The sequence below is a fragment of the Peptoniphilus raoultii genome (assembly GCF_900099555.1).
GTDB lineage: Bacteria > Bacillota > Clostridia > Tissierellales > Peptoniphilaceae > Peptoniphilus_A > Peptoniphilus_A raoultii.
In genome coordinates this window covers 142,420-166,388 of record NZ_FMWM01000002.1, presented here as the reverse complement: position 1 = coordinate 166,388, position 23,969 = coordinate 142,420, and the positions used below count along the sequence as shown (strand labels likewise).

Annotated in this window: 20 protein-coding genes; 16 read left to right on the top strand and 4 right to left on the bottom strand. The window is 32.0% G+C overall.

Annotation, left to right across the window (positions count from 1 at the left end; translation table 11 throughout):
- Positions 1-132: 132 nt before the first annotated feature.
- Entirely contained in the window at positions 133-558 is a 426-nt protein-coding gene (locus tag BQ4446_RS00740; RefSeq protein ID WP_245149631.1) for a hypothetical protein, read from the bottom strand.
- 108 nt (positions 559-666) lie between these two features.
- On the opposite strand from BQ4446_RS00740, the gene pta reads away from it, so the two are divergent.
- Together pta and BQ4446_RS00730 are read left to right on the top strand one after the other, a co-directional pair.
- Complete coding sequence (gene pta / locus BQ4446_RS00735) at positions 667-1,635, top strand: phosphate acetyltransferase (RefSeq protein ID WP_071025738.1); 969 nt, start codon at positions 667-669, stop codon at positions 1,633-1,635.
- Between the two features lie 32 nt (positions 1,636-1,667).
- The gene (locus tag BQ4446_RS00730) at positions 1,668-2,249 is read left to right on the top strand and encodes a hypothetical protein (RefSeq protein WP_071025735.1); all 582 of its coding nucleotides are present in this window, start codon (positions 1,668-1,670) and stop codon (positions 2,247-2,249) included.
- 131 nt (positions 2,250-2,380) lie between these two features.
- Here BQ4446_RS00730 and BQ4446_RS00725 read toward each other — a convergent pair whose 3' ends face one another.
- Both BQ4446_RS00725 and BQ4446_RS00720 read right to left on the bottom strand, forming a co-directional pair.
- Positions 2,381-3,916 carry an ABC transporter permease gene (locus tag BQ4446_RS00725; RefSeq protein ID WP_071025732.1) on the bottom strand — a complete coding sequence of 512 codons (1,536 nt, stop codon included), beginning with the start codon at positions 3,914-3,916 and terminating at the stop codon, positions 2,381-2,383.
- Positions 3,903-4,616 (bottom strand): ABC transporter ATP-binding protein, encoded by a 714-nt coding sequence (locus BQ4446_RS00720; RefSeq protein ID WP_071025729.1) that lies wholly within the window; start codon positions 4,614-4,616, stop codon positions 3,903-3,905. The genes BQ4446_RS00725 and BQ4446_RS00720 overlap by 14 nt, the downstream gene beginning before the upstream one ends.
- A 148-nt stretch (positions 4,617-4,764) precedes the next feature.
- Here BQ4446_RS00720 and nox point away from each other — a divergent pair, with 148 nt between their 5' ends.
- The 4 genes from nox (at position 4,765) to BQ4446_RS00700 (ending at position 11,939) form a co-directional block, all read left to right on the top strand.
- Entirely contained in the window at positions 4,765-6,099 is a 1,335-nt protein-coding gene (gene nox / locus BQ4446_RS00715; RefSeq protein WP_071025727.1) for a H2O-forming NADH oxidase, read from the top strand.
- A gap of 202 nt (positions 6,100-6,301) precedes the next feature.
- Positions 6,302-8,287 carry an excinuclease ABC subunit UvrB gene (uvrB, locus tag BQ4446_RS00710; protein WP_071025724.1) on the top strand — a complete coding sequence of 662 codons (1,986 nt, stop codon included), beginning with the start codon at positions 6,302-6,304 and terminating at the stop codon, positions 8,285-8,287.
- Between the two features lie 8 nt (positions 8,288-8,295).
- The gene (gene uvrA, locus BQ4446_RS00705) at positions 8,296-11,109 is read left to right on the top strand and encodes an excinuclease ABC subunit UvrA (RefSeq protein ID WP_071025721.1); all 2,814 of its coding nucleotides are present in this window, start codon (positions 8,296-8,298) and stop codon (positions 11,107-11,109) included.
- 11 nt (positions 11,110-11,120) lie between these two features.
- Complete coding sequence (locus BQ4446_RS00700; RefSeq protein WP_083329066.1) at positions 11,121-11,939, top strand: L,D-transpeptidase; 819 nt, start codon at positions 11,121-11,123, stop codon at positions 11,937-11,939.
- A gap of 23 nt (positions 11,940-11,962) precedes the next feature.
- Here the strand turns inward: BQ4446_RS00700 and BQ4446_RS00695 are convergent, their stop codons facing one another.
- Positions 11,963-12,703, bottom strand: coding sequence for a YfjL-like protein (locus BQ4446_RS00695; protein ID WP_071025717.1), 741 nt, complete (start codon positions 12,701-12,703; stop codon positions 11,963-11,965).
- 558 nt (positions 12,704-13,261) lie between these two features.
- Between BQ4446_RS00695 and BQ4446_RS00685 the strand changes: the two genes are divergently transcribed.
- From BQ4446_RS00685 to BQ4446_RS00640, 10 genes are all read left to right on the top strand, one after another.
- A complete protein-coding gene (locus BQ4446_RS00685; RefSeq protein WP_071025712.1) occupies positions 13,262-14,071 on the top strand; it encodes a hypothetical protein in 810 nt (269 codons plus the stop codon).
- A gap of 382 nt (positions 14,072-14,453) precedes the next feature.
- Positions 14,454-15,929: a glutamate--tRNA ligase gene (gene gltX, locus BQ4446_RS00680; RefSeq protein WP_071025709.1), complete on the top strand. Its 1,476-nt coding sequence runs from the start codon at positions 14,454-14,456 to the stop codon at positions 15,927-15,929.
- Between the two features lie 11 nt (positions 15,930-15,940).
- Positions 15,941-17,131 (top strand): phosphoglycerate kinase, encoded by a 1,191-nt coding sequence (locus BQ4446_RS00675; protein ID WP_071025705.1) that lies wholly within the window; start codon positions 15,941-15,943, stop codon positions 17,129-17,131.
- The gene (gene tpiA / locus BQ4446_RS00670; protein ID WP_071025703.1) at positions 17,131-17,871 is read left to right on the top strand and encodes a triose-phosphate isomerase; all 741 of its coding nucleotides are present in this window, start codon (positions 17,131-17,133) and stop codon (positions 17,869-17,871) included. The genes BQ4446_RS00675 and tpiA overlap by 1 nt, the downstream gene beginning before the upstream one ends.
- Complete coding sequence (gene gpmI / locus BQ4446_RS00665; RefSeq protein WP_071025700.1) at positions 17,871-19,385, top strand: 2,3-bisphosphoglycerate-independent phosphoglycerate mutase; 1,515 nt, start codon at positions 17,871-17,873, stop codon at positions 19,383-19,385. The genes tpiA and gpmI overlap by 1 nt, the downstream gene beginning before the upstream one ends.
- An 8-nt stretch (positions 19,386-19,393) precedes the next feature.
- Positions 19,394-20,680, top strand: a complete 1,287-nt coding sequence (eno, locus tag BQ4446_RS00660; RefSeq protein ID WP_071025697.1) for a phosphopyruvate hydratase — start codon at positions 19,394-19,396, stop codon at positions 20,678-20,680.
- On the top strand, positions 20,677-21,105 hold the full coding sequence (locus BQ4446_RS00655; RefSeq protein WP_071025694.1) for a SixA phosphatase family protein: 429 nt from the start codon (positions 20,677-20,679) through the stop codon (positions 21,103-21,105). Before eno ends, BQ4446_RS00655 begins: the two co-directional genes overlap by 4 nt.
- A 452-nt stretch (positions 21,106-21,557) precedes the next feature.
- Positions 21,558-21,953 carry a DUF4418 family protein gene (locus BQ4446_RS00650; protein ID WP_071025691.1) on the top strand — a complete coding sequence of 132 codons (396 nt, stop codon included), beginning with the start codon at positions 21,558-21,560 and terminating at the stop codon, positions 21,951-21,953.
- A 1-nt stretch (position 21,954) separates the two neighbouring features.
- Positions 21,955-22,635, top strand: a complete 681-nt coding sequence (locus BQ4446_RS00645) for an ABC transporter ATP-binding protein (protein ID WP_071025688.1) — start codon at positions 21,955-21,957, stop codon at positions 22,633-22,635.
- Entirely contained in the window at positions 22,632-23,966 is a 1,335-nt protein-coding gene (locus BQ4446_RS00640) for an FTR1 family iron permease (RefSeq protein WP_071025685.1), read from the top strand. Before BQ4446_RS00645 ends, BQ4446_RS00640 begins: the two co-directional genes overlap by 4 nt.
- Positions 23,967-23,969: the final 3 nt, after the last annotated feature.

Genomic DNA, 23,969 nt, shown 5'->3' with positions numbered 1-23,969 from the left:
GATTTGGAGGGGGATATAGGATATTTTTAAGAGGGACTGTCCCTTATGGATGTCCCTCCTATTTTTATTTATTTTTTAATTTTTTCCTTAATACGGCTTGAAAATATGTGCCTTTATATTTCTAAAATTTTTTTATGAATTTCTTAATAGGTCTTCAAATTTAACAATTAATTCATCGGGCATGACAAAGTCAAAATATCCTCCGTTTTTTGAAAGAAATAAAAAAATAAAGCCTAAAGAAACAAATTTTTTCAAATTTATGTAGACCATTTCATCTGAATAATCAACAATTCCTTGATAAAATTCGTTAAAGGATTTTAATTCACTTTTATTAAATGTCAAAAGTATATCCTTAAAATTATTATTTATGGCCTTATGAAGGTCTTTTTTTATGTCATCAAGGGAAAGATTGTCAAAGTCAATTTTGTGATTTCTCGCCATTACTTCTAAATATTTGTCATCAACTAAATTCAAGACAGCAGGAATATTGCCAGTGGGAATAGAGTCTATTGTTTCTAATTTAAAAAAGTCCATTATTATCTTGCTCAAAATTTTCACCTCTTAATAATTATAGCATAAATTGTGGGATAAAAATTTTGTCATTTATGAGAATAAATAATATTCTTGTGTTATAATGTTTTTGTTAAAAGGGGGACTATTAAAAAAATGTCATTAATTGAAAGTTTAGAAGAAAAAGTAAAAAAAACAAGACCTATTATTGTCTTTCCAGAAGGAAATGATGCCAGAGTTTTAAGAGCATCAATTAGACTTAATGATAAGAAGGTTATTAGACCAATTCTTTTTGGCAATGAAGAAGAAATTAAAGCCTTAGCTAAAAAAGAAAATGTAGAAATTGGAGACCTTAAAATTTTAGATCCTGAAACTTTTGAAAAAAAGAATGAAATGATTGATGCTTTTGTTGAAAGACGTAAGGGAAAAGTTAATGCTGAAGAGGCAGGAAAAATTTTAAAGGATCCAAACTATTTTGGTACTATGTATGTATATATGGGACTTGCTGATGGAATGGTTTCTGGTGCCTGTCACACAACAGGAGAAACTGTTAGACCTGCTCTTCAAATTATCAAGACAAAAGAAGGTATTAAAAGAACAAGTGGTGCCTTCGTTTTGATTAAAGATGACAAGATGTATGTTATGGGCGACTGTGCAATTAATACTGACCTTGATGCAGAAGGCCTTGCAGAAGTTGCAGTTTTAACTGAAGAAACAGCAAGAAAATTTGGTCTTGATCCAAGAGTTGCTATGCTTTCATTTTCAACTCATGGCTCAGCAAAACACGAAAGAGTTACAATGGTTGCTGAAGCCACAAAACTTGCAAAGGGGAAAAATCCTAATATGTTAATTGACGGCGAACTTCAATTTGATGCTGCTTTTGACAAAGTTGTTGCTGGAAGAAAGGCTCCTGATTCTCCGCTTAAAGGAGAATCAAATGTATTTATTTTCCCAAACATTGAAGCGGGAAATATTGGCTACAAATTAATTCAAAGATTTGGCGGTTACGAAGCAATCGGACCTATTCTTCAAGGCTTAAATAAACCTGTTAATGACCTTTCTCGTGGATGTGTTGAAGACGAAGTTTATTCTCTTGCACTTGTAACAGCTTTAGAATCACTTTAATAATAAGAGCTTCGGCTCTTTTATATAAGACTATGAAATTTTTATATTTTATTCAAAATGACAAAAGAGTAAATGTTGGACTTTTTGAAGATGAAGAAAATCTTTTAAAATTTGTAAGATCTACTTCTAAAAAATTTGAAAAGAAAAAAATTAATAAACTTGATGACATATATGATTTAAGTTTTTACCCCGAAGATTTGGAAGATTATAGGGAAATTGAATTAAATGGAAATATTTATCCCTTAAGTAAATTTGAATTTAATCCTGGAGAAGAAATTTCTTTTTTTGCAGAAGATTTAAATGTTTTAACAGATGAAGGCTCTGGCATTGCTCCTGGTTTTAAAATTATTGAAAATTATGCCATTGATAATGGAGACTTAAAGGACTATATTTCCAAAAGAGAAAATGCCTTTAATAGAATAAAAAAAGCCTTGAGAGAAAGAGGTTATACAGCCAAAAGGGAATTTCAAGGTTCTGAAGATGGAGAAGCCATAAGTTATAATGGAGAGGACGGCAAGTGGTTTTTTGCCCACCTTGATCCATCTCTTGTAGAAAATTTTCCTCAAGATGAAGAAGAATTTCAAAAATTTATAGATAATCAGTTAAATAATTAAAATAATCCGGATTTTGTCCGGATTTATTTTTGCCAATTTACTTTAGGGACTGCCCCTTGCGAGCTATCCCTATTTTTAACTTTGTCTATATTTTGAATCAGGAATTTCACTAGATTTTATTTTTTTACCTATTAAAGCCTTAGGTCTTTTGTTCTTAAGTCATTAAGGAGGAGCAGGTCAATGACAAAGGAAAGAATAAAGATAAGGGACCAAGAAATCATTCTTGAATTTGGAAGCATTATATTAGAAATTAAAAAGCTAAAGCCTACCATAAAAATTATTATAATCTGAATTAGAAGCATGGTAAATCTTTGTTTAATAACTTCATTTGGACTTATCCAATCAAGGTCAAGAGTGTAGAAATCATATATAAGGCCCAAAAGATTTGCAAATAGACCATAGGACAGACCACAGCAAATTAATAAAATAGTTTCAATAAAATTCAAGGAAAATTTTAGGCTAAAAGTAAAGGCAAATAAAAGTATAGGTCCTGTTATTAAGCTCATACCAAGCAAAATTTTTCCCCTAAAAATATCAAGAACTTTTAAGGGTAGGCTCTGCATTAAATAATAATTTTTCCCTTCAACTGAAAGGCAGCAGTATGTTGTCTGTGAAAGAGCAGATAGGCCGCAAATAAGCTGAATCAAATAAGTGCTTAAAAAATCTTTAGCATTGAAGTTTGTAAGTTTATTTAGAGTTTCAAAGGGGATAAAAAGAGGTCCAAGGCCTAAGATTATCATAAAAATTACACTAATAATTGTATTGGAAACATAAATTGGATAGGAATTATAAAGGGCAAATTCTTTTCTAAAAAGAGCAAGGTTTTTTGAAGTAATATGAAATGTATCTTTGTCCCTGTCCCTATGGCGAGTTTTTAAATTATTTCTATAATAGATTTTAAAATAATTTTTAGCAAGAAAAATTGCAGCACCAAAGAAAATAATAAGGGAGAATATTATAAAAATAAGGCCCCTAAAATAGCTTCCCATAAAAATGGCATCCGTATAAAATTTTATGGAAGGGAACTTTAATAGTACTTCAAAAAGACCCTTGATAACTTTTAAAAATATATCTTCCATTGTATATAAGCCTAGGTAAAAAATGGCAACAAAAATCCCGAAAAATAGTAAAAATATATTTCTAATCATTTTATTTTGAAAAATTTTTCCAAATAAAATAGTTAGGATTATGGAAAGCCCACTTGGGATTAAGGGGAAAGCCAAAAGTATTAAAATAGAAAAAAGACCAAAAGAGAATCCTCCTGCAAGGTAAGCATAATAAATTATTGGATAGGATAAAATTGCAAAACTCATGGCTAAGGATGAAAGATATATGGTCAAAATTTTTGGGAGAATAATTTCAAGTTCACTTAAAGGCATGGGAAATAAAATATTTACTTCCTTAGGTCCAAAAATCGAATCATTTGTGAGAGATATATTAGATATAAGAATCATAATAAAAGAGAATAAAGAAAATCCCATAAGAGAATAATTTTGAAATTCCAATCCCAGCTTATTAGTAATAGAAATAGAATAGAAAAAGAAAAAACCAAATACAAAAATATTTGCAGCGAGACCTGAAAGGAGTCTATTTTTATTTGAATTTCTATTTAGCATCCTGTCAATTTCCGCCTTAATTAAAATTTTTTCCTTATTAAATCTTATCATTTACAAGCTCCATAAAAATATTTTCAAGTGATTTATTTGTAGTAACTTCATTAGTCTTGCCAGAAATTACAATTTTTCCATCCTTTAAAATCGCAATTTTGTTGCATAAATTTTGAGCAACTTCCAAAACATGAGTGGAAAAGAAAATTGCAGCTCCATTTTGAACCATTTTTTTAAACTCTTCCTTCAAATAAAAAGTTGCTTCCGGATCAAGGCCAACAAAGGGCTCATCTAAAATTAAAAGTTTGGGCTTATGAATAAGGGCTGAAATAATGGCAAGCTTTTGCTTCATACCGTGAGAATAAGAAGAAATAGGTTCATTTAAGTCAGCTGTTAAATCGAAAGTATTTGCCAAGGAAAAAATATCTTCCCTTGCCCTTTCAGGTTCCAGTTCAAAAATTGATCCAACAAAATTCAAATATTTCATTCCAGTCATAAATTCATAAAGGTCGGGATTGTCAGGTATGTAGGCAGTGATTTTTTTACACTCAAGGGGCTTTTCTAAAATATCCATTCCGTCAATTATAATCTCGCCCTTGTCAAAAGTATTAATTCCAACAACTGATTTTATTGTAGTAGTTTTGCCAGCTCCATTTTTTCCAATGAAACCATAAATATCTCCATTTGCCACATTTATGTCAATGCCTTGTAAAACTTTTTTCTCTCCATAGGATTTATATAAATTTTTTATTTCTAGCATAGGAACCTCCTGAAATTTATTATATTGTAATGGGAAGTTATGTCAAGTTAGGAAAATTTTAAAAATAATGATAAAATTATATAAAAATAGCAATCTTTTAAATTTATAATATTTTTGTAAAAATAAAAAAATAAACTATGGAGGTATTATGAGCAAAATTATTGTTATCGGTGCAAATCATGCTGGCACTGCTTGTATAAATACAATTTTAGGTGGCGGCAAAGAAAATAAGGTTACTGTTTATGAAAGCAATAGTAATTTATCCTTCCTTGGATGTGGTATGGCCCTTTGGATTGGAAATCAAATTTCAAATGGCGATGGACTTTTCTATTGTGATAAGGAGACTTTTGAAAAAAATGGTGCTGAAGTTCACATGGAAGCGAATATTACAAAAATTGACTTTAAGAATAAAAAAGTTTATGGCAAGGAAAAAGACGGTTCAGAAATTGAAGATACTTATGACAAATTAGTTTTGGCAACAGGCTCTCTTCCAATTATTCCAAAAATTCCAGGAACAGACCTTGAAAATGTTCAAAGAGTTAAAATTTATCAAAATGCTAAGGAAGTTATAGAAAAATTAAAAAATCCTGAAATTAAAGAAGTTACAGTTATTGGTGCAGGATATATTGGCGTTGAACTTGCAGAAGCCTTTGTTAGAAATGGCAGAGAAGTAAACTTAATTGATATTGCTCCAACTGTTCTTTCAAATTATTATGACGAAGAATTTTCAGAAACCATGAAAGAAAATATGGAAAAGAATGGCGTTAATATGGTTCTTGGTGAATCAGTTGTTGAAATTCTTGGCGACAAAAAAGTTAAGGCTGTAAAAACTGACAAGGGAGAATATGCTTCTGACATGGTAATTATGGCTATTGGCTTTAGACCTAACAACGAACTTGGCAAAGATGAATTAAAATTATTTAGAAACGGTGCTTACATTGTTGACAAACATCAAAGAACTTCTGAAAAAGATGTTTATGCAATTGGCGACTGTGCAACTATTTATGACAACACAATTGACGATACAAATTATATTGCTCTTGCAACAAACGCTGTAAGATCAGGTCTTGTTGCTGCCTTTAATATTTTAGGTCAAGATATTGAATCTGCTGGTGTTCAAGGGTCAAATGGCATTTGTATTTTCGACTACAAAATGGTTTCAACAGGTATGTCATTAAAGAGAGCTCAAAAACTTGGCATTGATGCAGACTGTGTTGATTTTGAAGATTTACAAAAACCTGAATTTATTGAAACAGAAAATCCAAAAGTTAAAATTAGAATTGTATTTGACAAAAAGACAAGGGCAGTTTTAGGGGCACAAATGGCTTCTTATTATGATATGTCAATGGGAATTCATATGTTCTCACTTGCAATTTATAAGAAAGTTACAATTGATGAATTAAAACTTCTTGATATTTTCTTCTTACCTCACTTTAACAAGCCCTACAATTATATAACTATGGCAGCCCTAAGTGCCAAATAAAAAATAAAAATTATTTATCCGCTAAGATTTAAAATTTTAGCGGATTTTTTATTTGTAAAAATTTTAAAATTATTAAATAGATTTACAAAATTTAGTTTTCCTTTAAATTATGGGCATTTTATTTTATAATATTATTGGAGAAGAAAATTGGGTAAGAATGATAGGCAACACAAGTTGCCTTTTTTATATAGAAAGGAATTAAATGAAATTTAAAATCCATTCAAATTATAAGCCAACTGGAGATCAACCTCAGGCTATTGATAAATTAGTAGATGGTTTAAATAAGGGCTATAAACATCAAACGCTTTTGGGAGTAACTGGTTCAGGAAAAACTTTTACAATGGCAAATGTCATTGAAAGAGTTCAAAGGCCCACTCTTGTTATTGCACACAACAAAACTTTGGCCTACCAACTTTGTGCAGAGCTTAAAGAATTTTTTCCTGAAAATGCCGTTGAATATTTTGTTTCCTACTATGATTATTATCAGCCCGAAGCCTACGTGCCTATGACTGACACCTTCATTGAAAAGGATTCATCTGTAAATGATGAAATAGATAAGCTGCGTCACTCTGCAACAATGTCCCTTTTTGAAAGACGAGATGTAATTATTGTTGCATCAGTTTCCTGCATCTATGGTTTGGGAGATCCCATTGACTATGAAAATTTAGCAATTTCTCTAAGACCAGGAATGATTCGTGACAGAAATGACATCATGGCAAAATTAATTGAGATTCAATATGTGAGAAATGAATATGAATTTTCAAGAGGAACTTTTAGGGCGAGGGGAGATGTTTTAGAAATTTTTCCTGCCTCATCTTCTGAAAAGTCTATAAGGGTTGAATTTTTTGGCGATGAAATTGAAAAAATTGCAGAAGTTGATGCCTTAACGGGTCAGGTTTTAAGATATTTATCCCATGCCTATATAACGCCTGCATCACATTATGCTACAACAGAAGAAAAAGTTAAAAAAGCCTTAGTAACAATTGAAGAAGAGTTAGAAGAAAGATTAAAAGTTTTAAAGGATCAAAATAAACTTTTGGAAGCTCAAAGGCTACAGCAGAGAACAAGATATGATTTGGAAATGTTATCTGAAATGGGATTTTGCCAAGGGATTGAAAATTATTCAAGGCATCTTTCTCAAAGAGAGCCGGGTTCAAGGCCCTACACCTTAATTGATTATTTTCCAAATGATTTTTTAACAATAATTGATGAATCTCACCAATCAATTCCACAAATTAGGGCCATGTATAATGGGGACAGATCAAGAAAAGAAACTTTAGTTGAATATGGTTTTAGACTTCCCTCTGCTCTTGACAATAGACCCTTAAAATTTAAGGAATTTGAATCAATGATGAAAAATTGCATTTACGTTTCGGCAACTCCTGGGCCCTATGAAAAAGAACATGAACAAGCAAGGGCAGAACAGATTATTAGACCAACGGGACTTTTGGATCCGGAAATTTTTGTAAGACCAGTTAAAAATCAAATTGATGATTTGGTAAATGAAATAACTAATGCAAGTGCAAGGGGCGAAAGAGTTTTAGTTACAACCTTAACAAAAAAAATGGCGGAAGATTTGACTAAGCACTTTAAAAAAATTGGCATTAAAGTAACCTATATGCATTCAGATGTAGAAACTCTTGAAAGAATGCAAATAATTAGGGACTTAAGACTTGGGAAATATGATGTCCTTGTGGGCATAAATCTTTTAAGAGAAGGTCTTGACCTTCCAGAAGTTTCAATTGTTGCTGTTTTAGATGCAGATAAGGAAGGATTTTTAAGATCTGAAACTTCATTAATACAAACTGCTGGTAGGGCTGCAAGAAATATTAAGGGGAAAGTAATAATGTATGCAGATACAATAACAAAATCCATGGACGTAACAATTAAAGAAACAAATAGACGTAGAAAAATTCAAGATGACTATAATAAGGAAAATGGTATAACTCCAAAATCAGTTTCAAAAGAAGTTAGAGATGTAATTAATACTGCAATTGCGGCAGAAGAGCCCTTAGAATACAAAGAAAGCACAGATGACGAATTTACAAAAGATGAAATTCAAGCAATAATCGATGGGCTGAAAGTAGAAATGTATAAGGCTGCAGAAACTTTAGATTTTGAAAGGGCAGCTGAAATTAGAGATAAGATTAAAGATTTAAAAGAAAAGAAAAAAGAAGCAATAGTTTAGGTGATATATTGACAGAAGATTTTATAAAAATTAAGGGAGCAAGGCAGCACAATTTAAAAAATGTTGACCTTTCCCTTCCAAGAAATAAATTTATAGTTTTTACTGGACTTTCAGGCTCCGGTAAATCTTCCCTTGCTTTTGACACAATTTATGCAGAAGGGCAAAGGAGATATGTAGAAAGTCTTTCATCCTATGCCAGACAGTTTTTGGGACAAATGGATAAGCCGGAAGTAGATTATATTGAAGGAATGAGCCCATCGATTTCCATTGATCAAAAGACGACATCAAAAAATCCAAGGTCAACTGTTGGCACAGTGACAGAAATTTATGATTATTTAAGACTTTTGTATGCAAGAGTTGGTCATGCCTTTTGCCCATCTTGCGGCAAAGAAATTTCATCTTTTACCATTGATCAAATGGTGGAAAGAATTTTAGAATTAAATGAAAGAACAAAAATAGAAATTTTATCACCCCTTGTTAGACACAGAAAGGGGACCCACAAAAAAGTTTTTGAAAAAATTAAAAAAGAAGGATTTTTAAGGATAATTGTTGATGGAGAGGTCCATGAAATTTCAGAAGACCTTGAACTTGATAAAAATAAAAATCACGACATTGATATTGTTGTAGATAGAATTATTGTTAAGGAAGGAATTTCATCAAGGCTTTTTGAATCCCTGGAGCTTTGTGCAAATTTAAGCGGCGGAATTGTAAAAATAAAAGTTCATGATGGGGAAGATTTAATTTTTTCTACAAAACTTGCATGCCCTGATTGCGGCATTGTTATTGAAGAAGTTTCGCAAAGATCTTTTTCCTTTAACTCACCCCTTGGGGCATGCCCAAAATGTAACGGCATAGGCTTTTCAAAAGAAGTTGATATGGATTTAGTAGTTCCCAATAAAGACCTTTCCATTGACCAGGGAGCAGTTGCCTGCTATTCATCAGCAAGCGGAACTTATTATTATGAAGTAATATGTGCAATAGCAGAGGAATTTGATTTTCCAACAAGTGAACCTATAAAAAAAGCACCAAAAGAATTTATAGATGCTATTTTTAATGGATATAATGGATATTTACATTTTCGTTTTGATTCATTCTTTTCAGGAGAAAAATATTACTCAGGATCCTTTGAAGGAATTTATAAAAATTTAAAGAGAAGATATTTGGAAACTGCATCAGATAAAATGCTTGATAGGATTGACGAATTTATGGAAGAGGTTCCCTGCCCCCATTGTCATGGAGCTAGGTTGAAAGAATCATCCCTATCCATAAAAGTTGGGGGATTAAATATTTTTGAATTGACAGAGCTTTCCATAAATAAGGCATTGGAATTTTTTAAGTCCTTAAAACTTAGCCAAAAGGAAAGCATTATTGCAAAAGAACTTTTAAAAGAAATAAAAAGTAGACTTGATTTTCTTGTAACTGTCGGCCTTGAATATTTAACTCTTTCAAGAATGGCGGGATCACTTTCAGGCGGAGAAGCCCAAAGAATTAGACTTGCTACTCAAATAGGATCTCAATTAGTTGGAGTTATTTATGTTTTAGACGAGCCATCCATTGGCCTTCATCAAAGGGATAATGCAAAACTTTTGGGAGCTCTTAGAAATTTAACAGACATTGGAAATACATTAATCGTTGTGGAACATGATGAAGAAACGATGATGGCAGCTGATCAAATTGTAGACATTGGTCCCTATGCTGGAAGAGAAGGGGGAAAAGTCGTTGCCCAAGGAAGTCCACAAGAAATAATGAAGGCAAAAAATTCTATAACAGGCGATTATTTGTCAGGAAAAAGAAAAATTGAAGTTCCCAAGGAGAGAAGACCCTTTAGCGGAAAATCGATAAAAGTTATTGGAGCAAGGCAGCACAATTTAAAAAATATTGATGTGGAATTTCCTCTTGGTCAATTTGTTGTTGTTACAGGAGTTTCAGGATCAGGAAAATCATCTTTAGTTAATGAAATTTTATACAAGGCCTTGGGCCAGAAAATAAATAAGTCAAAAATAAAGCCAGGATTCTATAAGGACATTAAGGGCCTTGAAAATGTAGATAAAGTTGTGGACATTGACCAAAGTCCAATTGGCAGAACACCAAGATCAAACCCATGCACCTATACGGGAACTTTTGATTTAATTAGAGATATTTTTGCCATGACAAATGAAGCAAAACTCAAAGGCTATAAAAAGGGAAGATTTTCTTTTAATGTTAAGGGCGGAAGATGTGAAGCTTGTAAGGGTGACGGAATAATTAGAGTTGAAATGCATTTTCTTCCTGATGTATATGTCCCTTGCGAAGTCTGCAAAGGGAAAAGATATAATAGCGAAACCTTAAATGTTTATTACAAGGGAAAAAATATTGCCGATGTTTTAGATATGACTGTGGAAGAAGCTCTAGTATTTTTTGCAAATCATCCAAGAGTTTTAAGAAAACTTGAAACCTTAAAAGATGTTGGCCTATCCTACATTAAACTTGGTCAATCTTCAACGCAGCTATCAGGAGGAGAAGCCCAAAGAATAAAACTTGCAACAGAACTTTCAAAACAGGCAACTGGAAAGACGGTTTATATTCTTGACGAACCGACAACAGGCCTTCACACTTATGATGTATCAAAACTAATAAAAGTTTTAAATAAATTAGTAGACAAGGGAAACACCGTTATTGTTATTGAACATAATTTAGATGTAATAAAAACGGCTGACTATATAATTGATCTTGGACCTGAAGGCGGAGATGGCGGCGGAGAAGTTATTGCCACTGGAAGGCCGGAAGAAATTTGCAAGGTCAAAAAGTCCTATACTGGAAAATTTTTGAAAAAAATACTATAATAAAAGATACTATGAAAAAATTTAGAAAATTAATTATTTTACTTTTAATTATTTTATTATTTCCATTTACAGTAAGCGCAAAATTTATAAGGCCAAATAATTTTATGGATAAAAAGGGAGCAGACAGAACTGCAAACATAAAAAAATTTCAGGCACAAATGAATCTTCCTGTAAGTGGAAAAATTGATAAGAAAACTGAAGAATGTCTATATACGGAAAATTATGAAGTCTATGATATGGTGACAAATCCTCCAACAAATGGATATTGGATTGCCGTAAATAAATCAAGAAGAACTTTAACTTTATATAAAGGAGGAGCTTCTCAAGGAAAATATCCTGTAACTTTAGGGACAAGTAATACACCAACGCCTTCTGGCAAGGGAACAATTGCAAATATGCACAAAAATCCTGCTTGGGGAGGAATGAATGGGAAATATAAACCGGCTGCAAGTGACGACCCCAATAATCCTCTTGGTGAAAGATGGATGGGATTAAGATTAAAGGGCTTTAGCGGCTATGGCATTCATGGAAATATTAAACCCCATCAAATTGGTGGCTACTATTCAAACGGATGTATAAGAATGTTTAATTATGATATTGAAGAAGCTGTATTTCCACTTGTGAATGTCAAGGCACCTGTTTGGATTGGAACAGATGAAGAATTAGAAAGCTGGGGACTTTATCAGTATTCAAGAATAAAAAAAGATAAGCCCCTTGAAAAACCAGCTGAAAAATCTGACAATAATGAAAAGAAATCTGAAAATATAAATGCAGAAGTTAAAACAGAAAAAATTATAGATTATCCAACGAGTGATTTATTTGAATATTAAATTAAAAGGATCGTTAAAATTAATTAGCGGTCCTTTATTTTTTCGCAGCTTGTTTTCTGAGCATTATATAGATCCTTTAAGCCGGAAATATTTTCATTTCTAATAAGGTCATCTGGAATATTATATATTGAAAAGGCATTTTGCCAAGACTCAGCCTTACCATCTTTCGCTCTATCTTTCAGAGGAACGAGTATTATGCTATATTCAAAGGCTTCAAGATTTTCCTTATCTAATATTTTTTGGAGTCTTTTTAAAACAATCATTGTTTTTTCAAAATCTAGTTTATTAGAAAATCCGTAAACATCAGCTGAAACTTTTAAAGGGAAATTATTGAAATCAACTTTATCATCTAATTTTAAAATATCTCTATGATCCTCATTTTCGAGAATTGATAGGGATATTTTGTATTTAAAGCGGTGTTTTTCTTCTAGTCTTCTTCCATATTCATAAATCTCATATTCAAAGCGTCTATAGGTATTAAATAATCTGTCTTCAAAGTTATCGTACTTTAAATTTCCAAAACTATTGAAAGATAAAGAAAATTTTGTGTCTATGCTATTTTTGTCTTCAAGATTAATTATGTAGCAGCCATCTTTAAAATTATAAAAAACTTTATCTCTTTTAAGGTTCAAATTATCATAATTCTCTTTAATATATTTATTTGCAGAATTATTTGCTAAAATTTTGGAAATGGGGTTACCAAAAAAAGCATTAATGATAAATAAAACAATGAGAAAAAATATAAGACTTAAAGTTTTTTTCATATCAGTCACCTATAAAAAATATTTTTGGAGATTTTTTTCAAAGCTTCCCCTAGTATTTTCATTTTTTATTTTACCATATTAATATAGTTATAAGAAAATTATAATATTGAAGAAATAGAGGAAGACTTAGTAGATTAGAAAAAGAAGTGAAAGAAAAAATTGGAATCATAAGGGGTATAAATATATTCATAACATAAATAGGAATACATTATACTAATTTTAGATTAAATTAGTTATAATTTAATAATGTAAACAGTTGTTGGAACTTTGTTTTTTAAATGGGTGTCGCACAGCTGAAGATACAGGCTGGAGGAATGCTTTTGGAATCAGTAAAAATTCAAGTGGAAAAGTATTTCTAGGTTGGTATGATGAGGTTCTTTTTAGTACGATGTTAGATTTTACCGGAAATTCAAAGCATCAAGTTAGAGAAAATCCAAGCAAAACATTTTATTCTAATTTATTGAGGACTATTGAAAAACCAGGAACATATTACTATATACGTTTTTGGGACGATAAAAATATATCAGGGAGAGTTTAGTTAATACTAAGCAAATAAATATGAAAAAAAGAGTTTTAATATATTTAATATGCATTTGTTTAATATTTCTATTAATGGCGTGTTCCAAAAAAATAAATTCGATTGATAAATTAAATAAAGTAAAAATAGTTAGTACATTAAAGGATTTTGGATATAATGAAAAAGATGGAGAAATGCTCTATAAAGAAAGAGAAAATCTGGATAATGGAGGGATAAAAATTGAGTCTTCTGAAGGGGCTATCTTTATTTTTGATAATAACAGTGATGTGATTCATGTAGATGCTTTATCAACTCTTAAGTGGGATGAAGATAGTGCAGAAGATTTAGAATATCCAGAAAAAGAATATGTAAAATTTATCAAAGATAAATATATTCCATCTGATTATACTGAGGAAAAGATGGGTTATTATACAAAAGAATATAAGATGTATTCCTATTATAAAGCAAATGTTGCTAATATTTTCAACCCATACGATCAAATTAGAGTTGTATTTAATAACAATGAGAATTCTGTTATTCTATTAGATATTATAGATAACTTTAGAATAAAAGAACCACCCAAAATAGATGAAATAAAGGCTGAGAATATTGCAAAAGATTTTTTATTAAAATCCAATAAAAACAAATCAGAAAATGTTCTAAATGTTACGTTAACGGTAATTGAATCCAATGACTTTTTTAAGGATTCATCATTTTTAGTAGATAGTAAAAATAATATCAAAGCTCCAAAAATTGGGGTTTTTCATTTAGCTTATGTTATAGAGGTTGAAGATGTATTAATATATGTTGATGCCTATGACGGTAAAATAATCGGTGGAGATTCTTATTAATTTGGTTCTATGTCAAATATGGGGGAGGCTCGATAGAATCGAGTCTTTTCTCTATCCAAGGAACTACAAATTTTTTCAAAGCAATAAGCAAGAACTTTTTCACGCAAACATAAAATTCTTTTAATTCCGTCTCTTTAACTCTTCTTAAATATTCTGCCTACACTTGGACAACTAGGCGAATAAGAAAATTTTCGTAAAATAACTCTTTTATTCCATTAGCACCCTGTGGATAATTATGCACAAGCAAAATTTTAAAATTTATATTTGAGTTAATATAAATTAAAAAAATTATAAGGAATAATTTCCAAATTTTATAATATTTACAAAACAAGCCAATTTAACTATACTATAGATAAGAATAAGATTTTTTGGGAGTGTTTAAATGAAAGAAGTAAGATTAAGATTTGCACCGTCACCAACAGGTTATTTGCACATAGGGGGACTGAGAACAGCCCTTTATAATTATTTATTTGCAAAAAATAATGGCGGCAAATTTATTTTAAGAATTGAAGATACTGACAGGACAAGATATGTTGAAGGAGCAATTGAAAATTTAATAAGCTCTCTTAAATGGGCAGGCATAGATTATGACGAAGGAGTTTTTGTAGAAGATGGAAAAATTGTTGAAAAGGGCGATTTTGGGCCTTACATTCAATCTCAAAGACTTGATATCTACAAAAAATATGTTGATGAATTAATTGAAAAGGGCTATGCCTATTATTGTTTTTGCACAAAAGAAAGGCTTGACTCCATTCGTGAAGAACAAAAAATTAAGGGTCAAGTTCCAAAATATGACGGACTTTGTAGGTCTATTTCAATTGAAGAGGCTAAAAAAAGAATTGCAAATGGTGAAGAGTATGTTGTAAGACTAAAACTTCCCCACAACAAAGATATTTCTTTTTATGATGCTGTTAGGGGAAAGGTAACAATAAATAGTGATGAGCTTGACGATCAAGTTTTAATGAAATCTGACGGCTTTCCAACTTATCATATGGCAGTTGTAATTGATGACCATTTAATGGGCATAACTCACATTGTTAGGGGAGAAGAATGGCTTTCATCAACGCCAAAACACGTTTATCTTTACGAAGCTTTTGGTTGGGATGTGCCAACTTTTGTCCACCTTCCAACCGTTTTAAATAAAAATAGAAAGAAACTTTCAAAAAGGCAAGGCGATGTTTCTGTTGAAGACTTTAAAAACAGAGGCTATCTTCCTGAAGGGATTATAAATTATTTGGCCCTTGTTGGCTGGTCTCCTGAAGATGGAGAAGAAATTATGAATTTAAAAGAGCTGACTAAAAAATTCTCTTTTGAAAGAGTTGGCAAGTCTGGCGGAATTTTTGACACAGATAAATTAAATTGGGTGAATTCTCATTATATTAAGGAATATCCCATTACAAAACTTGCTGAACTTTCCATTCCCTTTGTTACAAAATCAAGGCTTTTAAGCGAAGAACAAATTAAAAATAATTATGAATGGTACAAGATTTTAATTGAAACTGTAAGTGAAAGTATTGATAAATTAGAAGATATTCCGGACCACATTAAATTTTTATTTGGAGATATTGAAATCACAGAAGATAGTGCCAAAGAAGAATTAAAACAGCCCCATGTTCCTGATCTTTTAAAATCTTTTATTGAAGTTTGTGAAGGCCATGATGAAATTGATTTAGAAGTTTCCATGGGTCTTATGAAGGAAGTTCAAAAGGCATCAGGAGTTAAGGGAAAAGCTCTTTATATGCCAGTTCGTGCAGCAATTTCTGGTAATGTTCACGGCCCTGAAATGTCATATATTATTTATTTACTTGGCAAGGAAAAATTAATTTCAAGGGCAAGTAAGGTTCTGGAAAGTTTATAATAGGAGAAAAAATGATTAAGAATTTAAAAGACTATGATTTTAAAAATAAGACCGCTCTAGTTAGAGTGGATTTTAATGTGCCTTTAAAGAATGGGAAGGTGGCAGGTGATGACAGGATTGTCAAAAGCCTTCCAACTATAAAATACTTAAAGGATGCGGGAGCAAAAATTATTTTAATGAGCCATTTGGGTAGACCTAAGGGAAAATATAATAAAGATTTAAGTTTAAAAGCTGTGGCCCAAAGGCTTGGAAAGTTATTGGGAGAAGATATTTTATTTTTAGAAGACCAAAAAGTTGTAAGTGATGACTTAAAAGAAAGAGTAAAGTCTTTAAAGGGAGGTCAAATTGCCCTACTGGAAAATTTAAGATTTGTCCCAGAAGAAGAAAAAAATGATCCAGACTTTGCAAAAAATCTTGCAAGTCTTGCAGATGTTTACATTAACGATGCCTTTGGAACAGCCCACAGAGCCCATGCTTCAAATTCGGAGGTTACAAAATATCTTCCATCTTTTCCGGGATTTTTGCTGGAGAAAGAAATAAAATACTTAAAGGATTCTCTTGAAAATCCTGAAAGGCCTTTTGTGGCAATTTTAGGAGGATCAAAAGTTTCTGACAAAATTGAATTAATAAAAAATCTTTTAAATAAAGTTGATAAATTAATTATTGTTGGTGCAATGGCCATAAACTTTTTAAAGGCTGAGGGTATTGAAGTTGGTACATCTCTTGTGGAGGAAGATAAGCTTGACCTTGCAAGAGAATTAATTTCTCTGTCAAAGGACAAGAAAGTAAAATTAATTCTTCCTCTTGATGTTGTAACTGCCAAGGGAATTTCTGAAGAAGCCCAAAGTGCAGTTTTTGAAATTCATAAAATTCCAAAAGATCAAATGATTTTAGATATAGGTCCTAAGACTTTAGAAAATTTGAAAGAAGAATTAAAAGATGCAAATACTGTTGTTTGGAATGGCCCTTGTGGAGTTTTTGAAATTGAACAATTTGCAAAGGGCACAATGGGTCTTGCAAAAATTTTAGGAGAAATTAAGGGTCTAACAATTGTTGGAGGTGGCGATTCAGTTTCTGCTGTAGAAAAGTCAGGATTAGCGGAAAAGTTCACCCATATTTCAACAGGTGGAGGTGCCAGTCTGGAACTTTTGGAAGGCAAGGAGCTTCCTGCTCTTAAGGCCTTAGGAGATAGTGAAAAATAATGAGAAAAAAATTTATATGTGGCAACTGGAAAATGAATAAGACTGCAAAAGAAGCAGAGGAATTTGCAAGAAATCTTTTAGAGGAAGATTTAGGGGATAAGGACATTTTAATTGCTCCTACCTTCACATCTTTATATCCCTTGAAGGAATTATTTAAGGCTAAGGTAAAACTTTCTGCACAAAATCTTGCTGCCTATGATGATGGAGCCTACACAGGAGAAGTTAGTGCCAGGATTGTAAAAGAATTTTGCGATTATGTCATTATTGGCCACAGCGAAAGAAGAAATATTTTTTTGGAAGACGATGAAATTATAAGAAAAAAAATAAAAAAAGCTCTTGAAAATAATTTAAAAATTATTCTTTGCTTGGGAGAAGATAAGGAAACAAGAAAATCTGGCGGAGCCTATGATTTTGTAAAAAATCAAATTCTAACTGATCTTAAGGATTTTGAATTTAATAAAGATAATTTAACTCTTGCCTATGAACCAATTTGGGCCATAGGAAGTGGAGAAGTTTGCAATAGGGAAGATGCCCAAAAAATGTGTGCCTTTATTAGAGAAACTTTAGGATCTTTATTTGGAGATTTAAAAGATGAAATCAGAATTTTATATGGCGGATCTGTTAAGGGAGAAAATGCTAAGGATCTTTTAGAGTGTCCTGATATTGACGGAGCTTTAGTTGGAGGAGCCAGCCTCAAGGCAGACGAATTTTTAAAGATTATAAATTATAAGGAGAAATAATGAAAAGCGTACTACTAATTATTTTAGACGGTTTCGGAATTTATAGGGACTATCCAGGCAATGCCGTTTCCCTTGCCAAAACTCCAGTTTTAGATGATTTGTATAAAAACTGTCCTCATACAAAATTATATGCAAGCGAAAAATGGGTGGGCCTTCCCATGGGTCAAATGGGAAATTCTGAAGTTGGTCATTTAAATATAGGTGCTGGAAGAGTTGTCTACCAAGATTTAACAAGAATTACAAATGCCATTGAAGACCAAAGTTTTTTTGCAAATAAAGAATTTTTAAAGGCTATTGAAAATGTAAAAAAAGAAAATTCAAGAGCCCTTCATTTAATGGGTCTTGTTTCTAAAGGAGGAGTTCATTCTCACTTCAATCATCTTTTGAGCCTTGTTGATTTGGCAAAAAGAGAGGGAGTGAAGAATTTATATATCCATCCCATTACAGATGGTAGAGATGTTTCGCCTGACGCATCTTTAAGTGACATAAAGGAGCTTGAAGATTATTTAAAAGAAAAAAATCTTGGAATAATTGCCGATATTAGCGGCAGATATTATGCCATGGATAGGGACAAGAGATGGGAAAGAACAAAGGCCTATTATGATCTTGTAACGAGGGGTGAAGGAAAACAAAAGAGTGATGTGCTAGAGGCCATAAAAGAATCTTATGCAGAGGGAATTACAGATGAATTTATAAAACCAGTTTCCATTAATAAAAATGGTTTAATAAAAGATGGTGATTCAGTAATATTTTTTAATTTTAGACCTGATAGGGCAAGGCAAATTGTAAGAAGTCTTACTGATGAAAATTTTGATGCTTATGAAAGAGATAAAAAGAAAATTTTCATGACAACAATGACTCAGTATGACTCTACAATTCCCAATACTCACATAGCCTATCCAGAAAATAGACCGACAAACACCCTGGGGGAAATTTTAGAAAAAAATCATTTAAGGCAACTTAGGATTGCAGAAACTGAAAAATATGCCCACGTTACATTTTTCTTTAATGGCGGTAGAGAAGTTCCCTTTGATGGCGAAGATCGAATTTTAATATCTTCACCAAAAGTTCCAACTTACGATATGAAGCCTGAAATGTCAGCCCTAGAAATTACAGATGCTCTTCTTCCAAAAATTGAAGAAAACACCTATGACTGCATAATTTTAAATTTTGCAAATCCTGATATGGTTGGTCATACGGGAGATGTTAGCGCGGCGGTAAAGGCAGTTGAAACAGTTGACACCTGCCTTGGAAAAATTTTAAAAGAACAGGAAAAAGTTGGAGGCGTAACCCTAATCACTGCCGACCATGGCAACTGTGATATGATGCTTACAAAAGATGGAAAACCAATTACAAGTCATACGACAAATTTAGTTCCTTTCATCCTTTGTGGCATGGGAGAGAAAAAATTAAGAGAAGGCGGAGCCCTTTCCGATATTACGCCAACAATTTTAGATATATTAAATATTCCAAAGACCATGGAAATGACTGGCCAGTCATTAATTAAAAAATAGGAGGAAATATGAGCTACATTAGAGATATATATGCAAGAGAAGTTTTGGATTCAAGAGGAAATCCAACTGTTGAAGTTGAAGTTTATACAGATCTTGGCGGTTTTGGAAGAGCAATTGTCCCCTCAGGAGCAAGCACGGGAGTTCATGAAGCAGTGGAACTTCGTGACGTAGATAGTCATTATAGGGGCAAGGGAGTTCAAAAGGCCTGCGAAAATGTTAATACTATTATTGCAGAGGAATTAGTAGATTCTTATATTTTTGATCAAGTAAGTATTGATAAAAAACTTTTAGAACTTGATGGGTCAGAAAATAAAAAAGTTTTAGGAGCAAATGCTATTTTGGGAGTTTCTCTTGCAGTTGCAAGAGCAGCTGCTGATGAACTTAGTCTTCCTCTTTATAAATATATTGGCGGAGTAAATGCAAAAACTCTTCCGGTTCCTATGATGAATATTTTAAATGGCGGAGTCCATGCAGATAATAATGTGGACATTCAAGAATTTATGATTCTTCCCATAGGTGCAAAATCTTTTAAAGAGGCTTTAGAAATGGGAGCCTTAACTTATGCATACCTTAAAAAAGAATTAAAGGAAAGAAATCTTTCAACAGCAGTTGGAGATGAAGGGGGCTTTGCTCCAAATTTATCTTCAAATAAAGAAGCCCTTGAAATTATAACTGAAGCCATAAAAAAAGCTGGTTATAAACCGGGGGAAGACATTGTCCTTGCCCTTGACTGTGCGGCATCGGAATTTTATGATGACAAGGAAAAAATCTATAAGCTAAAGGGTGAGGGAGTAGAATTTTCTTATAAAGAACTTACAGAATATTATGAAAATTTAATTAAGGAATATCCCATTTATTCAATTGAAGACGGGCTTTCAGAAGATGATTGGGATGGCTGGAAATATTTAACTGAAAAACTTGGAAAGAAAGTTGAACTTGTGGGTGACGATTTATTTGTTACTAACACAAAAAGACTAGAAAAGGGAATTGAAACAGGAGTTTCAAATTCAATTTTAATTAAATTAAATCAAATTGGGTCTTTATCTGAAACCTTAGATGCCATTGAAATGGCAAGAAAACATTCTATGACAACTATAGTTTCTCATAGGTCAGGAGAAACTGAAGACACAACAATTGCAGATCTTGTTGTTGCAACAAATGCAGGTCTTATAAAAACAGGAGCTCCAGCAAGAAGTGAAAGAGTTGCAAAATATAATCAGCTTTTAAGAATTGAAGATGATCTTGGAGATGGAGCAAAATATGCTGGAAAGGACGCATTTTTTAATCTAAAATGATTTTATATTTTATAAGACATGGAAAAAGCGAAACCTACGGAACAAATATGGAAAGGTCCCTTACAACTGAAGGAAAAATCCTATTAAATGAAAAATTTGGGAGATTTAAAAAAATCTTAGAAGCCAAGGAAAATATAAAAATTTTCACCTCTCCCCTAAAAAGGGCAAGGCAGACCGGAGAAATACTTTCAGAAATTCTTGAAAAAGATTTTGAAATTTCTGAAGAAGTCTATTCCATGAATATCATCCCCTTTTTAAAGACCCTTGAAAAAAATAATGACTATATTATCATAAGTCACGAGCCCTTTATTTCATCTTGGATAAGAGAAATTGCGGGAAAATTTCAAATAGTTTCAAGGGGAAGCATTCATATTATTGAAATGGAAGAAAAATTCAAGGGCAAATCTCTTAGAGAATTTAAGTAAATATATATTTAAAGACGGCTATAGGCTGTCTTTATTTTATGCCAAAAAATCATTAAATGAAAAGCCGTAGGCATATAAATAGTTTTTAAAAAATGGAGTCAGCAAATAATTAAAATCAAAAAAATGTCAAGTTAAAATAATTAAAAATTATTGAAATGCAAGCAACAAATAATTAAATTTTACAGAAAAGTATATGTCGAAGGGACAATAAACCTAAGTTTACAAGAATCATTTAACAAACTTATAAAAAGTCCTAATATATTTTTGAGATAGTAAAATTTTCTCAAAATAATTGTAAAATTTTATAAATTATTGTAATATTATTGATAGCGAAAATTAATTGATATAGGTTTTCAAATTTAAATTAATTAATGTAATTTCTTATAATTATGTTTAAGTATTTATATTACAATTAAACTGAGCTAATTTATAAGAAGGGAAGTTGAAGATACTTGAAGAAGAAAAATATTTTTGGATATATTTCTGCACTCATTGGACTTTTATTAATATTAGCACCTAAGTATATTACTCCCGTCTGTCCACCAATGGAAGACGGTAAGTTTATGAAATGCCACTGGATGGGCAATATGACAATGGGTATCGGAGCTGTAGTTATAGTTCTGGCAATTATCTTTATTATAGTTAAAGATGCAAAGATAGCTACAGGAATTGCGATAGGAAATATTGCCCTTGGTATCCTTGAAATTTTAAATGTCAACTATTTAATTGGAGGCTGCATGATGGCACAAATGCCATGCAGGGCAAAAACAGTTCCAATGGTTACTATACTTGCAGGTATATTAGTTCTAGTGAATATTTATTATTCCGTAAAAGAAAGAAACGCTTAATATGTGTTTAATTGAAAGTAAGAATTTAAGTAAAAGTTTTACAAGAGGCTCTCACACTTTCTTTGCAGTTAAAGATTGCAATCTTAAAGTTAATGAAGGCGATTTTGTACACATAATTGGCAGGAGTGGGTCAGGAAAATCTACTCTTTTAAATTTGCTATCAGGACTTCTTGCTCCCACAGAGGGGCAGGTTCTCTATGAAGGTAAAAATATTAATGACTTTTCTGATGAAGAAATTTCAAGGGCTAGAAATGAATTTATAGGATTTGTTCCTCAAATGCTTGGAACAATTCCAAATTTAAGTGTCCTTGAAAATGTGTCCTTGCCCTATTATTTGTTTAAAAAAGAAGAATCTTCCTACGAAAGAGCTGCAATGCTTTTGGATATGATGGGAATTTTCCATTTAAAAGATGATTTCCCCAAAAATTTGTCAGGCGGCGAACTAAAAAGAGTTTTAATAGCAAGGTCTATGATTAATAAACCAAAGGTTTTGATTTTAGATGAACCAACAAGTGATTTAGACTCACATACAACAAGCGAAATAATGGATCTTTTTAAAAAAATCAATGGTCAAGGAACTGCACTAGTTATTGTTACTCATGAGCTTGATATTTTAAAATACGGAGATGTACTTTACGAAATGGAAGATGGAAATTTAACTAAGAAGAGGGGGATAAAATGAAATTATTAAAAAATAAAATAAATCTTTTTATTTTAGTACTTTTAATGTTTGCTACATCTTTTATTACAGCTTTTGCAGATGATGTTCAGTATGCAAATTGGGTAGAAGTAGCAGATGCTATGAGTGTCTATTTAAATGAAGCCATAGAAAAATATAAACCCAATGATGATGAAGCTAAAAAAGCTGCAACTGATGCTGTAAACGTGGCTTACTTTAAGTTTTATGAAAAAATAGGTTTTGAAAAAACAACAATGTCTGCAATTTCAGGATCAAGAGGCTCAATGGTTGAACACCAATTTTACAGAGCCAAAAAAATGATTAAAGATAATGCAGACTCAACAGAAGTAAAAAATGAAATTGAACAATTGATAACATATTTGCATGAAGATGCAAACACTCTTGACGGAAATACTTCCGGTTCAGTAGAAGAAAGACAAGGTGGTGGAGATCTTGCAAGTACAAGCACAAGTGGACTTCTTGCAGAGCTGACTAAGAGATTTGGTACATTTTTTGCAGTACTTGGTTTAACACTTCGTGAAGGTCTTGAAGCCATTCTTGTTGTTGCAGCGATTGCTGCTTATTTAACTAAGACTAATAATAGAACTTATTTAAAGGGCGTTTATCTTGGAGCATTAGTGGGAATTCTGTTTTCAGTAGTTCTAGCCTATGTCTTTAATGTAATCGCCAATAAAGTGGGAGAAGTAGAGTCAGGTGTAGGACAGGAAATTTTTGAAGGAATTGCCATGTTCTTGGCCGTAATTGTATTATTCTACGTTTCAAATTGGATGCTTTCAAAATCTGAAGTTGAAGTTTGGAATAGATATATACAAAATAAGGTTGAAGAATCAATTTCAAGAGGAAATATGATTACCTTGTCTTTCACATCCTTTTTGGCAGTTGCCAGGGAAGGCGCCGAATTAATTTTATTCTTCCAAGGAATGAGATCAAGTATAGCCGAAAATCCAATTCATATGTGGATTGGACTTGGGGTTGCCGTAGTAATACTTGCCATAGTTTATTACTTAATTGCTAAGGTAACGGTAAGGCTTCCGCTTAAACCATTCTTTACTTTCACAAGCTGGCTAATGTTTATTCTCTGTATATCCTTTGTTGGAAAGGGAGTTGGAGAACTTCAAGAAGCTGATGTAATTGGAAGAACGATAGTACCCTGGATGAATGGCTGGAGCTTTGAAGCTCTTGGTATCTATGATAGATACGAAAATCTAATTCCACAAATAATTCTATTAGTAGTAACTATTATTTCTGTTATTTACCAAAGTAGAAGAAATAAAAAAATTAGGTCTGAGCTTGAAGCTAGACAAAAAAACTAGGAG

Excerpts from the sequence above, each read along its gene's own strand:
- pta (WP_071025738.1), top strand. The coding sequence starts at position 667 with ATGTCATTAATTGAAAGTTTAGAAGAAAAAGTAAAAAAAACAAGACCT.
- BQ4446_RS00730 (WP_071025735.1), top strand. The coding sequence starts at position 1,668 with ATGAAATTTTTATATTTTATTCAAAATGACAAAAGAGTAAATGTTGGA.
- BQ4446_RS00725 (WP_071025732.1), bottom strand. The coding sequence starts at position 3,916 with ATGATAAGATTTAATAAGGAAAAAATTTTAATTAAGGCGGAAATTGAC.
- BQ4446_RS00720 (WP_071025729.1), bottom strand. The coding sequence starts at position 4,616 with ATGCTAGAAATAAAAAATTTATATAAATCCTATGGAGAGAAAAAAGTT.
- nox (WP_071025727.1), top strand. The coding sequence starts at position 4,765 with ATGAGCAAAATTATTGTTATCGGTGCAAATCATGCTGGCACTGCTTGT.
- uvrB (WP_071025724.1), top strand. The coding sequence starts at position 6,302 with ATGAAATTTAAAATCCATTCAAATTATAAGCCAACTGGAGATCAACCT.
- BQ4446_RS00700 (WP_083329066.1), top strand. The coding sequence starts at position 11,121 with ATGAAAAAATTTAGAAAATTAATTATTTTACTTTTAATTATTTTATTA.
- BQ4446_RS00695 (WP_071025717.1), bottom strand. The coding sequence starts at position 12,703 with ATGAAAAAAACTTTAAGTCTTATATTTTTTCTCATTGTTTTATTTATC.
- BQ4446_RS00685 (WP_071025712.1), top strand. The coding sequence starts at position 13,262 with ATGAAAAAAAGAGTTTTAATATATTTAATATGCATTTGTTTAATATTT.
- gltX (WP_071025709.1), top strand. The coding sequence starts at position 14,454 with ATGAAAGAAGTAAGATTAAGATTTGCACCGTCACCAACAGGTTATTTG.
- BQ4446_RS00675 (WP_071025705.1), top strand. The coding sequence starts at position 15,941 with ATGATTAAGAATTTAAAAGACTATGATTTTAAAAATAAGACCGCTCTA.
- tpiA (WP_071025703.1), top strand. The coding sequence starts at position 17,131 with ATGAGAAAAAAATTTATATGTGGCAACTGGAAAATGAATAAGACTGCA.
- gpmI (WP_071025700.1), top strand. The coding sequence starts at position 17,871 with ATGAAAAGCGTACTACTAATTATTTTAGACGGTTTCGGAATTTATAGG.
- eno (WP_071025697.1), top strand. The coding sequence starts at position 19,394 with ATGAGCTACATTAGAGATATATATGCAAGAGAAGTTTTGGATTCAAGA.
- BQ4446_RS00655 (WP_071025694.1), top strand. The coding sequence starts at position 20,677 with ATGATTTTATATTTTATAAGACATGGAAAAAGCGAAACCTACGGAACA.
- BQ4446_RS00645 (WP_071025688.1), top strand. The coding sequence starts at position 21,955 with ATGTGTTTAATTGAAAGTAAGAATTTAAGTAAAAGTTTTACAAGAGGC.
- BQ4446_RS00640 (WP_071025685.1), top strand. The coding sequence starts at position 22,632 with ATGAAATTATTAAAAAATAAAATAAATCTTTTTATTTTAGTACTTTTA.